12 protein-coding genes are annotated in these 13,565 nt (G+C 44.4%); 6 read left to right on the forward strand and 6 right to left on the reverse strand.

Annotation, left to right across the window (positions count from 1 at the left end):
- Positions 1-170: 170 nt before the first annotated feature.
- The 5 genes from ftsW to MF4642_RS08540 form a co-directional block, all read right to left on the reverse strand.
- The gene (gene ftsW / locus MF4642_RS08520) at positions 171-1,367 is read right to left on the reverse strand and encodes a putative lipid II flippase FtsW (RefSeq protein ID WP_058868736.1); all 1,197 of its coding nucleotides are present in this window, start codon (positions 1,365-1,367) and stop codon (positions 171-173) included.
- A gap of 19 nt (positions 1,368-1,386) precedes the next feature.
- Positions 1,387-2,733 carry a UDP-N-acetylmuramoyl-L-alanine--D-glutamate ligase gene (murD, locus tag MF4642_RS08525; RefSeq protein WP_078425932.1) on the reverse strand — a complete coding sequence of 449 codons (1,347 nt, stop codon included), beginning with the start codon at positions 2,731-2,733 and terminating at the stop codon, positions 1,387-1,389.
- 159 nt (positions 2,734-2,892) lie between these two features.
- On the reverse strand, positions 2,893-3,144 hold the full coding sequence (locus MF4642_RS08530; protein ID WP_078425933.1) for a DUF6587 family protein: 252 nt from the start codon (positions 3,142-3,144) through the stop codon (positions 2,893-2,895).
- A 27-nt stretch (positions 3,145-3,171) separates the two neighbouring features.
- A complete protein-coding gene (gene feoB, locus MF4642_RS08535) occupies positions 3,172-5,031 on the reverse strand; it encodes a ferrous iron transporter B (RefSeq protein WP_078425934.1) in 1,860 nt (619 codons plus the stop codon).
- Complete coding sequence (locus MF4642_RS08540) at positions 5,028-5,288, reverse strand: FeoA family protein (RefSeq protein ID WP_201953811.1); 261 nt, start codon at positions 5,286-5,288, stop codon at positions 5,028-5,030. The genes feoB and MF4642_RS08540 overlap by 4 nt, the downstream gene beginning before the upstream one ends.
- Before the next feature lie 180 nt (positions 5,289-5,468).
- Here MF4642_RS08540 and xerD point away from each other — a divergent pair, with 180 nt between their 5' ends.
- From xerD to thrC, 4 genes are all read left to right on the forward strand, one after another.
- Complete coding sequence (xerD, locus tag MF4642_RS08545) at positions 5,469-6,386, forward strand: site-specific tyrosine recombinase XerD (RefSeq protein WP_078425936.1); 918 nt, start codon at positions 5,469-5,471, stop codon at positions 6,384-6,386.
- A gap of 126 nt (positions 6,387-6,512) precedes the next feature.
- Positions 6,513-7,322, forward strand: a complete 810-nt coding sequence (locus tag MF4642_RS08550) for a DsbC family protein (RefSeq protein WP_004692830.1) — start codon at positions 6,513-6,515, stop codon at positions 7,320-7,322.
- Between the two features lie 127 nt (positions 7,323-7,449).
- Positions 7,450-8,754: a homoserine dehydrogenase gene (locus MF4642_RS08555; RefSeq protein WP_010325700.1), complete on the forward strand. Its 1,305-nt coding sequence runs from the start codon at positions 7,450-7,452 to the stop codon at positions 8,752-8,754.
- A 65-nt stretch (positions 8,755-8,819) separates the two neighbouring features.
- Positions 8,820-9,959, forward strand: a complete 1,140-nt coding sequence (gene thrC / locus MF4642_RS08560) for a threonine synthase (RefSeq protein ID WP_004692833.1) — start codon at positions 8,820-8,822, stop codon at positions 9,957-9,959.
- Positions 9,960-10,045: 86 nt separating this feature from the next.
- On the opposite strand, the gene MF4642_RS08565 is transcribed toward thrC, so the two are convergent.
- Positions 10,046-11,101, reverse strand: coding sequence for a serine hydrolase (locus tag MF4642_RS08565; protein ID WP_153041792.1), 1,056 nt, complete (start codon positions 11,099-11,101; stop codon positions 10,046-10,048).
- 215 nt (positions 11,102-11,316) lie between these two features.
- Here MF4642_RS08565 and MF4642_RS08570 point away from each other — a divergent pair, with 215 nt between their 5' ends.
- Together MF4642_RS08570 and MF4642_RS08575 are read left to right on the forward strand one after the other, a co-directional pair.
- On the forward strand, positions 11,317-11,952 hold the full coding sequence (locus MF4642_RS08570; protein ID WP_004692836.1) for a response regulator: 636 nt from the start codon (positions 11,317-11,319) through the stop codon (positions 11,950-11,952).
- A 21-nt stretch (positions 11,953-11,973) separates the two neighbouring features.
- Entirely contained in the window at positions 11,974-13,542 is a 1,569-nt protein-coding gene (locus MF4642_RS08575; protein ID WP_078425938.1) for a sensor histidine kinase, read from the forward strand.
- The last annotated feature ends 23 nt before the right edge of the window (positions 13,543-13,565 follow it).

Below are 13,565 nucleotides of genomic sequence, written 5' to 3' on the forward strand. Positions count from 1 at the left end.
TTTCAATTGAAGCAAATTCAAAAAATTTAGACCATTACAGTCACATTCATCATGAAAGAAGATGGATAGATGTGCTGATGAGAAACACAATTTAGGAAGGGCTCAAACGCTATCCGCATAACGAAAAGTGAGTTTAGTTATGCGAATAGTACGATGAAAGAGCAGCCCGCTTAGAAGCTGGATTCTTCTTTGGTTGGATTGGCACTTTGTGTGGTTGCATCAATTTTCAAAATCAAACTGATCATCACTGCGCACATAATCAGTGATGAACCGCCATAACTAATGAAAGGTAGTGTCAAACCTTTGGTTGGCAGCATCCCCATATTCATACCTGCGTTTACCAAAATTTGCAGTAAGAAAATAATCGACACCCCATAAGCCAAATAACCCGCACGCAAGTACTGATTTTTCAGGGCACGATGACCCACTTTGATACAGCACAGCAACATGGTAAAGGACAGAATTAAGACCGTAGTGATCCCGAAAAAGCCAAACTCTTCGCCTAAAATGGCCAACATGAAGTCGGTATGCGCTTCAGGCAAGTAAGCCATTTTCTGTACACTGTGGCCAAGTCCTACACCAAACCATTCACCACGCCCAAAGGCCATCAAGGCATTGGAAAGCTGGTAACCAGTGCCTAGCGGATCTTCCCAAGGGTTTGAGAAAGACATTAGACGTTCAAAACGGTAAGGCTCAAATACAATCAGAAAGACAAAGGCCGCAAAAATCGCACCAAAAGCCATGCCAAACTGAATCAACGGCGCGCCAGCAAGGAAGAAGATACCGAGCATCATCAAACTAATCACCACGGTTGCACCCAAGTCGGGCTCCGCGATAATCAAACCCACCGTCAACAGCATAATAATACCGAGACGGATCAAACCTTTGATATTGTTTCGTACTTCTTCAGCACGGCGTACCACATAGTCCGCGGTGAAAATCGCCATCATCACTTTGGCGACCTCAGAAGCCTGTAACGTAAAGCCTGCAACACGAATCCAGCGGGTCGAACCATTGACCTCGGTACCGACAACCAATACGGCGGCCAGCAGTAAGATAGTCAAAATCCACAGTGGGAAGGTGTTATTGAACCAAACATTGAGCGGAACTCGGTATACCGCATAGGCCAAAACGCCAGCCACCGCGATTGAAATCCCGTGACGAAGGACATAGTGAAATGAATTCTCATGAAGGCGTTCAGCATAAGGCATCGACGCAGATGCGACCATGATCGAACCTAAACACAACAACGCAACGACGCAGAAGATCAACACATTACGTGGTGTCACTTCGCTGGGTACACACGGCGCCCAACGGCTATAAAACTGGTTAATTTTATTGATCGTTGTCTGAGCAAACTCAGCCATCTCAATTTCCTTATTATTTTTAGTGGAGTTCTTGCACACAAGCGACAAACTGATGTCCGCGCTGTGGGTAACCACTGAACATATCAAAACTTGCACATGCAGGTGACAATAACACGACATCATGGGCTTGGGTATGGGCTTGGCAAAGTGCAACCGCCTGCTCTAAAGTCTCAGCATGCAGTAAGGTGGTTGTTCCTGCCACAGCTTGTTCAATCAACGCCGCATCTTCACCAATCAACACAGCCACTTTCACGTATTTGCTCAAAGCCTCACGTAAAGCGCTAAAATCTTGTCCTTTGCCTTGACCACCTAAAATGATCGCGACTTTACCGCCTTTGGCTTCAATCGCAGCACCTAGGCCATCAATCGCAGCCAGTGTTGCGCCTACATTGGTGCCCTTAGAGTCATTATAGTAACGAACACCCTCAACTTCTTTCACAAACTCACAGCGATGCTCTAAGCCTTTAAAGCTTTTCAGTGTTTCCAACATCGACTCAAGCGGAAGATTGATTGCCTCACCTAAAGCCAAACAGGCTAAAGCATTGGCCACATTGTGTGTACCTTGAATATACATCTCTGCACTGTTCAATAAACGTGTGCGGCCACGAGCCAACCAGATCGTACCGTCGTCATCTCTTAATACACCGTACTGATTCATATCAGGCGCATTTAAACCAAAGCTTTGCATTGGCGTAGCGTCAGGGACCAAAGGACGAGTAAGTGAGTCATCACGGTTATGAACGACTTTTTTCACGCCTTGGAAAATGCGATGCTTCGCGGTGTGATAGCCCATCATATCGCCATGACGGTCAAGATGGTCTTCACTCATATTCAGCACTACCGCAACTTCAGCTTGTAAATTTGAAGTGGTTTCTAACTGAAAGCTGGATAGTTCTAAAATGTATAAATCTGGCTGATCTTTGGTTAAATCCAACGCTGGGCGACCAAGGTTACCGCCTACCGCAACTTTCACGCCTGCATGTTCAGCCATCAGACCAATTAAGGTCGTCACGGTACTTTTTGCATTCGACCCTGTAATGGCCATGATCGGCTTGTCGGTTGCACGGCGTAGGATTTGAATTTCACTCACCACGGGGATGCCTTTGGCAATCGCAGCTTGAATTTCAGGTAGTTTCGGATCGAGCCCAGGGCTAATAACGATTTCTTCAGCAGACAACAACAGTTCTGCGTCAAACTGACCAAAACTGGTTTGTACCTCTGCTGGAATTTGGTCATGACCGGGCGGGGTTGATCGAGAGTCCGTTACTGCAACGCGGTAGCCTTGGTTATGTAAAAAATTGACCGCTGCAACACCAGAAATGCCGAGCCCTGCAACGACCTTAAGTCCACCACGTTGTATTAACATTTTCGCCCCATGCTTGGTCTGAGATTTATCTGCGGAAATGTTAGCACTTTGCTGTTTTGAATGCTTTTTCTGTTTTGACTTTCCTGCACTTTTTTTGTGTCAGTGCGTAAAAAAGCCGCCCCTGTCGGACGCCTTTTTTATTTGTGAGCAAAAATCGTTTTATTTCCACTTCACCGCTTGGACTTCAGGCTTTTTCGCATTACTGTCTTCTGTTGCTGGACAAGCACAGTTTCCGCCACACCCGCCAGCCATTGACGGCTTTAACCACGTCGCTAAACGGGTCCAACCGCGAGCCTCACACAGCATGGACAAGGACATGAAAACTGAACCCGATGTCTTAGGAAATACTTTCTTAAATACCACCACTGCACTCCAGATCACTAGACCAGCAACAATTAGAATTTCAATCATCTCAATCTCCTCGCCTATTTACGCCGATTAGCCCAAATAGTGCGTTGCAATTTGATAGGTCAGGAATGACATTAAATAAGCCAAACCAAACAAGTAAATGGTCATAAAACTCACGGTTTTCCATGAACCTGTTTCACGTTTGACCGTCGCCAAAGTCGCCAAACAGTGCGGCGCATAAATAAACCACACCAATAAAGACAGACCAGTCGCCACCGACCAGCCGAGCTCACCGCCACTACTGATCAGTGAAGCCAAACCTTGTGACATGGCATCTTCATCAACAGCGGATAAGGCATATACCGTACCTAAAGCTGCCACCACGACTTCACGAGCAGCCATGGCTGGAATCAAGGCAATACAAATCTGCCAGTTGAAACCCAGCGGTGTAAAAATTGGTTGCAGTAAATGACCGAGCATACCGGCAAATGAATAATCAATTTCAGGTAAAGTCGCACCGTCTGGGGCTTGCGGGAAAGTACACAAGAACCACAACAAAATAGACAATGCGAAAATGATGCCGCCGACACGACGCAAGAAGATCTTGGCACGGTCAAGTAAACCAATCCAAATATTCTTTAAGTCAGGGAAACGATAGCTTGGCAACTCCATCATCAACATATGTTGTGACTTGTCTTTATGGAAGAATTTCAGAACGAAAGATACACACAGTGCGCTCACAATCCCAGCCATATATAAAGCAAACAACACCAAACCTTGCAGATTGAAGATCCCCCAAACAGTTTGTTCAGGAATAAAAGCAGCAATTAACAAGGCATATACAGGTAAACGTGCAGAACACGTCATTAACGGTGCCACAAAAATCGTAGTCAAACGGTCACGTGGATCACTAATAGTACGCGATGCCATGATGCCCGGAATTGCGCAGGCAAAGCTAGACAACAATGGAATAAAGGCACGCCCAGAAAGACCTGCTTTAAACATCAGCTTATCCAGCAAAAATGCGGCACGCGGTAAATAACCCGACTCTTCCAACACCAAGATAAAGAAGAACAAAATTAAAATCTGCGGTAAGAACACCACGACACCACCCGCACCCGCAATAATCCCGTCCACCACCAAACTGTTAAGTAAAGGGTGGCTAATGGATGCACCAATGGTTTCACCTAGCCAACCAAAGAAGGTTTCAATCCCATCCATAAACGGCGCTGCCCAAGCAAAAACGGCTTGGAAGACAATAAACATCATCACTGCAAGGCTAACTAAACCCAAAACTGGATGTAGGAAAATCTTATCTAGAAAATCAGTTCGCTTGTCTTCTTCATCGACGTACTGCACAGCGTCATGTAATAAATTTTCTACTTTCTCATGTGCAGTGTCGCCTTTTAAACCCGTCAGCTCGGTATAAGGCACGGCATATTTGCCCTGCTCTAAAGCGCTAAGCAGGCTTTCAATACCCGAGTTACGCACCGCAACGGTTTCAACGATCGGCACACCCAAGCGCTCAGAAAGCTTTTGGGTATTGATTTGCATGCCACGGCGACGTGCTTCATCCATCATATTTAAAACGATTAACATTGGACGGCCCAATGCAATCAGTTCAATCACTAAACCAAGGTGAAGTTTGAGGTTGGTTGCATCAACGACACATAAGAAAGCATCTTGCTGACCTTCGTCTGCAATTTTCCCCATCACCACGTCGCGGGTAATCATTTCATCAGGGCTGGTCGCATCTAAGCTATACGTCCCTGGCAAATCCAGAACGCGAACCGCTTGACCAGAAGGAAGACTAAATTGACCAACTTTACGCTCAACCGTTACACCCGCATAGTTACCTACTTTTTGGCGTGTTCCAGTGAGATGGTTAAATAACGAAGTTTTACCGCAGTTTGGATTACCTACAAGGGCAACACGCAAGGCATCACTCATCTAGGTGCTCCTTCGACTTGAATTTCAATTTTTTCAGCTTCAACTTTTCTTAAGGCGAAACGTGTAAAACCCACTTGGATTAAAATTGGATCGCCACCAAAAATACCTTTGGTAATCACCTGTACTTTTGTACCTGCGACAAAGCCTAATGTTTCAAGACGACTAGCCACCAAATCAGTCTGAGCTTCGCCATCCAAAGTATGATTCACTTTGTTAATGATGGCAGTTTGTTTGACTTTTAAATCAGATAAACGCACCGCATCCAACCCTTTAATATTTTGAACAGTATACAAACAAATGAGAATAATTACCAAATCAGATTCGATAATGATTCGCATCTGTTATAACACATCGACAAGCGAGAATGATTACACTACATTGAATAAAACCCCTATTCCTTGTTTTTGTCTTTCTGTGATGATGCGCTTGAGAGCTTTATGTTAAATAAAAAACCGCGTGTGCCTGCGCCTGTTCAAATCCCAACTCAGCTCAGTTTTTTACACGGCTTTAAAGATTATCTCATTGCACAAACCGTCAGCCCACACACCCGAAATGCTTATCTCTCTGACTTATTGCAGTGCAGCGAGTGTAGTCGGGTGAGCATGCCTGAATGGAGCAGTGATGATGTCGCCGATGTTCTACTGACCCTCACCAAGCAAGGCAAAAGCCCGCGCTCCATTGCGCGCTGTCTGTCTGCTCTGCGTTCTTTTTTTAAATTTCTACGGGAACAAAAACTGCGTTCAGACAACCCTGTCGTGCTACATAAAACACCCAAAATTGGCCGCGCACTGCCTAAAGATTTGTCTGAGCAAGACGTGGATGCCTTAATTCAAGCTCCAGATATTGAAACCGCTCTCGGGCTCCGTGATCGTGCCATGTTTGAAGTGTTGTATGCCTGTGGATTGCGTGTATCTGAGCTACTGAACTTACGCCTAGACTTAATCAATTTAAAACAAGGCTATTTAAGAATTACAGGTAAGGGCAATAAAGAACGCTTGGTACCTTTGGGGCAAATCGCAGTGGAGTGGGTCGAAAAATACTTAATTGAATCACGTCCGCAATTATATAAATCTGCAACTGACTATCTGTTTCTCACCCAACATGGTGGCATCATGAGTCGACAAAACTTTTGGTATGCCATTAAGCGTTATGCCTTACAAGCAGGAATTCAAGCAGAACTTTCTCCACATACCTTACGACATGCTTTTGCAACGCATTTACTCAATCACGGCGCCGACTTGCGTGTGGTACAAATGTTATTGGGACATAGTGATCTGTCCACGACACAAATTTATACCCATGTCGCACAAGTGCGTATGCAACAACTGCATGCCAGCCATCACCCAAGAGCTTAAGGTCTTGATCATCCATAACTTAAGGCTGTTTTTAGCACGAAGACTACGAAGTATTACCGAGTCCTGTACTTTTTTTGCTATGCTTGGCGCTCTGTTTTTATAAAGTCAAAAGAAAAAGGGTTATCTATGTTATTTACCCGTAAACCATTGTTCATTGCCTGTGCCATTGCTTCAAGTGTTCTATTTACAGCATGTTCAAATAACACTGAAGAAAAAAAACAAGACTCTTTAACAGCAAGCGCACCAGCCACAGGTGAAGCGTCGACCTTGACGGAACGTAATGCAAAACAACGTTTAATTGATACCCTTCAAAAGCATTTCAAAACAGCCAATATCAATGCCAAAATCATCGATATCAAAACCACTGAAGTGCCAAATTTATTTTGGGTCAATCTTGAAGGGATGAGCTCGGTTTATACCACGGCAGATGGTAAATATATTATCCAAGGTGATGTGATTCGCTTGGGCGATAAAACACTCCACAACGTCAGCGATAACCTGCAAGCTGAAGCCAACAAAAAGCTTCTAGCAGGGCTCAAAACTGAAGACCTACTGGTTTATAAAGCCAAAGGCAAGACCAAGCATGTGGTTTATGTCTTTACCGATGCCAGCTGCCCTTACTGCCATAAACTGCACGAACACATCCCTGAAATCACAGCTCAAGGCATTGAAGTACGTTACATTGCATGGCCGCGTGGCGAACAGTTCATGCCAGCTATGGAAAGTGTGTGGTGTAGCGCAGACCGTCAAGCTGCCTTTGATCAAGCGATTTCAGGTGCTCAACTTCCACCAGCGACCTGTAAAAATCCAGTGCGAGATCAATACCAGTTGGGTCTGAACATGGGCGTAAATGGGACACCTGCGATCTACAATGAAGATGGTGAATATCTCGGTGGCTATTTAGCCCCAAGTGAATTATTAAATCGCCTTAAATAACTAATTTTTATTTGTTATTTAACTAATATTTATAGTTGAACATAAAATGATTTCTTTCCTAGAGTCTCACAGTTTTTTTAGCTATGATCTAGGCTTGGTTCAATATATAAGTAAATTGGAGTGTGACGTGAAACCAGTTCGTCTGGCAATCCTCGGTCTTGGTACTGTGGGTGGTGGTGCCCTTAAACTACTAAAAGAAAATGCTGCTGAGATTAAACGTCGCACCGGTCGTGAAATTCAAATTACCTATGTCGGCACACGCCGCCCTCGTCCAGACTTAGATTTAGGCGATGAGGTCAAGCAAAGTGCTGACTTACTCGACATTGTGCGTCAGCCTGATGTCGATGTTGTGGTTGAAGTAATGGGTGGCATCCATCCTGCATATGAAGTGATTAAAGAAGCCATTTTGCATGGCAAACAAGTTGTCACCGCGAACAAAGCTTTACTTGCTGAACATGGTAATGAGCTGTTCAAGCTGGCGGATGACAATGCCGTGCAAATCGCCTATGAAGCTGCGGTTGCAGGGGGCATTCCCATCATTAAAGTGATGCGCGAAGGTCTAGCTGCAAACAAGATTAATTGGTTAGCGGGTATCATCAATGGTACAGGCAACTTTATTCTGACTGAAATGCGTGAAAAAGGTCGTGCCTTTGCCGATGTGCTCAAAGAAGCACAAGAACTGGGTTATGCCGAAGCTGATCCTACTTTCGATGTCGAAGGCATTGATGCTGCACATAAACTCACGATTTTAGCATCGTGTGCTTTTGGTATTCCGCTACAGTTTGACAAAGTCTATACCGAAGGCATCAGTAAAATCACAGCACAAGATGTGAAGTATGCTGAAGAGCTGGGTTTCCGTATTAAGCACTTGGGTATTGCGCGTCGTGCGGCGAATGGCATCGAACTTCGTGTTCACCCAACCTTGATCCCTGCGGAAGAACTGATTGCCAATGTCAACGGTGTGAAGAATGCTGTCTTGGTACAAGCACATGCTGTCGGCCCAACCTTGTACTATGGAGCAGGCGCAGGCGCAGGTCCAACGGCTTCTGCGGTCGTTGCAGATGTCATTGATATCGTCCGTGATATCTCGTATACCGAAGATGGCGCTGGAACGATTCCACAATTGGCCTTCGAAGCACTGACCAATGTGCCCATTTTAAGCCGTGAAGAAATGACTACAGGTTATTACATCCGGATTAATGCTGAAGATCAAACTGGCGTCTTGGCCGATGTAACTACGATTCTGAGCCGTGCAGGCATCAGTATCGATGCCATCATGCAGCAACCACGCTTAAAAGACCTTATTCCAATCGTGATTTTGACTGATCCAGTCGTTGAATCAAAAATGGACGAGGCACTTGCTCAAATTCAAGCCTTACCCGTCATTCATGGCGAAATCGTGCGAATTCGTTTAGAATCGCTTGATAATTAATCGGGTTGAGGAAAAGAACGCTCTTCTCTTCCTCACCAAGCTCTACACACAATTGGAACATCATCATGTCGAATGCCAATCGTTATACTGGTTTAGTTGACCGTTATCGCGACCGTTTACCAGTGTCTGCAACTACTCGCGCTATTTCTTTAGGTGAAGGTAATACGCCACTGATTAAACTCGAGAACATTCCACGTTTAATTGGCAAAAATGTTGAAATTTATGTGAAGTACGAGGGCTTAAACCCGACTGGTTCATTTAAAGACCGTGGTATGACCATGGCGGTCACTAAAGCCGTTGAAGAAGGCTCAAAAGCTATTATCTGTGCCTCTACAGGTAATACCTCAGCAGCGGCTGCAGCTTATGCAGCACGTGCCGGCATCAAAGCGTTTGTGTTAATCCCAGAAGGCAAAATTGCCATGGGCAAAATGGCGCAGGCGATGATGTATGGTGCCATCACCATGCAAATCCGCGGCAACTTTGATGACGGTATGCGTCTGGTCAAAGAAATTGCAGATAAAGCCCCTGTAACGATCGTCAACTCAATCAACCCATACCGTTTGCAAGGTCAAAAAACCATTGCTTACGAAATCGTAGACGAGTTAGGTCGTGCACCAGATTACCACTGCTTACCCGTGGGTAACGCAGGGAACATCACGGCACACTGGATGGGTTATACCGAAGCAGTTGCCAACCAACCTGCAGATCAATTTGAGCAAGTGATTTACGACGCTGAAACAGATCAATTCACGGGTCCAAAGCCTGAAGGTTTACCAACCATGGTTGGTTACCAAGCAGCAGGTGCTGCGCCATTCTTACGTGGTGCACCCGTTGAAAACCCTGAAACAGTTGCAACGGCTATCCGCATTGGTAATCCACAAAGCTGGAACCATGCTAAAGCGGTGGTTCGTGACTCTCAAGGTTGGTTCGATGAACTGACTGATGCTGAAATCTTAGAAGCACAGCGTTTACTTTCAATGTATGAAGGTGTCTTTGTAGAACCCGCCTCTGCAGCGTCGATTGGCGGTGCAATCCGTGACATCAAAGCTGGAAAAATTGCGGAAGGTTCTGTGATTGTCTGTACCGTGACAGGTAATGGTCTAAAAGACCCTGATACTGCGATCAAGCAATGTTCTGATGCGGTCATGCTGTCAATCGATGCAACTTTAGAACAAGTTCGCGATTCCATTCTTTCAAACATGTAATTGAGAGAAGACAAAAAAAGCCCTGCATATGCAGGGCTTTTTTATGACTCAATTTTTGTTGTTGAGTGAACAAAAACAAAGTCGGGTTAAATACGTTTTGGTAATTGGCTTGCCCAGTTCATTAGGCGCGTTGCATCATTGGTACGTGCTGCAGAGGAGTCCGCGCCCAATAACACCACTACTGCTGGACGGTTATTTAAAGTGGTATGCATCACCACACAACGACCGGCTTCATTAATGAAACCTGTTTTTGAAATATTAATATTCCAGCCACCGTTACGAACTAAGGCATTGGTATTATTTGATTTTAATACACGATAACCCAAGTTAAAATCATAGCTTGCTGTGGTTGAGAACTGACGAATCAGACCATATTGTGATGCGGCATTGACTAAAATACCCAAGTCACGTGCTGATGCGACATTACCTGGATGTAGACCTGTCGATTCCATATAATGGGTTGAATTCATACCCAAAGATTTTGCTTTGGCATTCATCGCAGAAACAAAGGCTGAGCGACCACCCGGATACGTCCGTGCAAGCGCTGATGCTGCTGGGTTTTCTGACTTCATTAATGCAAATAACAATGCCTCTGCACGGTTCATACTGTCCCCTGCACGCAGGGACGAGCTTGAACTTTTACAACCCGAACACGAAAAGTCCGCTTGCTGTAAAGTAATGTTTTCAGACATATTTAAACGTGCATCTGAAATCACCACTGCCGTCATCAACTTAGTAATCGAAGCAATCGGCAGCGCGGTATTACTGTTTTTACTGTAAAGCACTTCACCTGTATTGCCATCCATCACCAGTGCTGCACGAGCATTGACACTAGGTTGGTTTGAATATTTGGAGGTATCGAAAATTTGTACCGTTTTCGAGGTACTATTGTTCGTCACCACACCGTTAGAACTGCGAATACTGGTGGTGACTTTTGTTGAACCCTGAGGAGCGTACTCTTCAGGATCTTCCATGAGATCATCATTCAGAAGCTGTTCTGCATCTGCTGCAGACCAGCTCATGCTTGCTTGGCTAGGGCCCGAGCCCGGATTCATCACCAAGTCTGCAAAGCTATGGGTACTGACCGTCGTTGCAATCGACCATCCCAATAGATGCATTAAAAATTTATTTGATTTTTTCACTTTTCTTCACTCAACTTCATAACCCATAAGATACATTTGCGTATTCACGCCAATATGCCTTACATTTGTACACAATGCGAACAGCATTGCCGTCGACAGCGTGCATATCTTTTCAAATAAGCCTAAGAATAGGATTGCTAATTTTGTCGTTTCATTGCAAGCTTATTTTGCTTTATGTAACAAAAAATATGGTTTTTATAGTGAGGAAGAGCTAGGTGATCACAGTTTTAGTGGTAGATGACCATGAGTTAGTACGTACAGGGATTTGTCGAATGCTCGAGGACCATGCCGATGTTCAAGTTATTGGCCAAGCTGAATCTGGTGAAGAAGCAATTAACCTCGTCCGTCAACATCACCCAAATGTGGTTCTGTTAGATGTCAACATGCCAGGTATTGGTGGAGTTGAAACCACACGCCGCTTACTGCAAACCGCACCCGAGACCAAAGTACTGGCAGTCAGTGGCCTAGCTGAAGAACCTTATCCTTCCCTATTACTCAAAGCTGGCGCCAAAGGCTACATTACCAAAGGTGCACCTGTGACCGAAATGGTACGTGCGATTAATAAAGTGATGCAAGGCGGCAAATATTTCAGCGCTGATATTGCTGAACAACTGGCCAGTTCTTATCTATCGGATACACAAACCTCACCTTTTGATGCTCTGTCTGAACGTGAAATGCAGGTCGCGATGATGGTCGTGAATTGTATTAGTGCACAGGAAATTTCTGACAAGCTTTTTGTCAGCGTAAAAACGGTCAATACTTACCGTTACCGAATTTTTGAAAAACTCAACATTGATAGTGATGTGAAGCTGACTCACCTTGCTATTCGTTATGGTTTAATCAAACCCTGATGCAAGCTGACTAACACCCACATGCTGCAATACTCAACCAATATTCAGTTAAATCAATACCGTCTAGGTGTTTGGTATGCGTCTTATCGACTGTTTATTGGCTGTTGTTTGTTGTTGGTTTATCTGCTGACTTATGAGCAACTGTTTTCCAATTATCAATATCCAGTATTGTATCGTTCTGTCCTGATTGGCTTTATTTTTATCAGTGCCTTTCAGCTATTGAGCCTCAAGCATGTGCGCAAGCGCATACCACTTCAGCTCACCTTGTTATTTATCGTCGATGTCATTAGCCTCAGCTTACTTACTTTCGCCACCGATGGTCCGAACTTACAGTTAAGTTTATTGTTTGTGATCACGATCTTTGCCTCTTCTGTATTGGTCGATAAACAAAAAGCACTCATCATTACGTTGATTGCTGTAATTACACTGGTTTATCAACACTTTATTGGAACTCTGTTTTCAATTAGTTCACTGAATACCATTGGCAACAGTGCCGTGCTCGCCTTTTTGTTCTTTGTGGTTTATGGGTCTGGACAAATTGCGGTACGACGTTTTCAAGTCCTTGAAAATTTAAACTTCTATCAGTCCCAAGAACTAGACCAACTACAAAACATTAACCGTTATATTTTAGAGCAAACCGAGCTCGGCTATTTGGTGCTCGATGAAAACTGCCACATGGTGCTGAGTAATCCTGCCGCATGTACATTATTGGGCATCTCCCCGATTTATGCCTATGACAAATATCCTTTATATAAGGCACAGCCTGATTTATTTGAACTACTCAAATTCGACCAACTGAAAAATGGGGAAAAATTCCAATTTACATCCCAGCTGAGTCGCTTTCAGATTCAGATCGAAATTCAAAAACTTCAAGTACCGAATCAGACACTGACCTTATTCGTCCTGCAAGATGCACAAAAAATTAATCAACGTGTACAACAACTCAAGCTGGCTGCACTGGGTCAGCTTTCTGCCAGCATTGCACATGAAATTCGCAACCCACTGGCAGCCATCACTCAAGCCAATGAGTTGATGCAAGCCAATGATCCACAACAAGAACTGTTGCAGAACATGATTACCAAACAAGCCTCACGGATTGATAAAATTATTGGCGATACACTGAGCATGGCACGCAGTAAAGAAACCTATCCGACCTTGATTGATGTCGCCGCTTTTTTAGAACGTTTTATCGTTGAAGATTTGCCCGATGTCAAAGATCAAATTGATTACCACATTTCCGATCAAGCTCAGATTCAGTTTGATGAACAACAACTGAGGCAAGTGCTGATCAACCTGATTCGAAATGCCATTCGGCATAATGCAGCTGAAGCCGAACACATTCAAATTCGTATCTATAGCTACAAAAACCTCGTCCATATTGAGGTCTGCGATTTTGGTGAAGGGGTCGCCACTCAGGATCAAACCGCCCTGTTTCAACCGTTTTTTAGTACCTCAATCAATGGAACTGGGTTAGGATTATATTTATCCCATAGTTTCTGCGAAGCCAACCAAGCTAAGCTATACTATGTAGAACAAAAAATAGGGGCATGCTTTCGGATTGAATGCCCTCGTATAAACAATGACGTGTAATTTTTGGGGTTAAACGTGGAAAA

The organism is Acinetobacter sp. MF4642 (assembly GCF_002018925.1).
GTDB lineage: Bacteria > Pseudomonadota > Gammaproteobacteria > Pseudomonadales > Moraxellaceae > Acinetobacter > Acinetobacter johnsonii.

Coding starts and splice junctions, on each gene's coding strand:
- MF4642_RS08575 (WP_078425938.1), top strand. CDS start 11,974: ATGCTGCAATACTCAACCAATATTCAGTTAAATCAATACCGTCTAGGT.
- MF4642_RS08550 (WP_004692830.1), top strand. CDS start 6,513: ATGTTATTTACCCGTAAACCATTGTTCATTGCCTGTGCCATTGCTTCA.
- MF4642_RS08530 (WP_078425933.1), bottom strand. CDS start 3,144: ATGATTGAAATTCTAATTGTTGCTGGTCTAGTGATCTGGAGTGCAGTG.
- xerD (WP_078425936.1), top strand. CDS start 5,469: ATGTTAAATAAAAAACCGCGTGTGCCTGCGCCTGTTCAAATCCCAACT.
- murD (WP_078425932.1), bottom strand. CDS start 2,733: ATGTTAATACAACGTGGTGGACTTAAGGTCGTTGCAGGGCTCGGCATT.
- ftsW (WP_058868736.1), bottom strand. CDS start 1,367: ATGGCTGAGTTTGCTCAGACAACGATCAATAAAATTAACCAGTTTTAT.
- feoB (WP_078425934.1), bottom strand. CDS start 5,031: ATGAGTGATGCCTTGCGTGTTGCCCTTGTAGGTAATCCAAACTGCGGT.
- thrC (WP_004692833.1), top strand. CDS start 8,820: ATGTCGAATGCCAATCGTTATACTGGTTTAGTTGACCGTTATCGCGAC.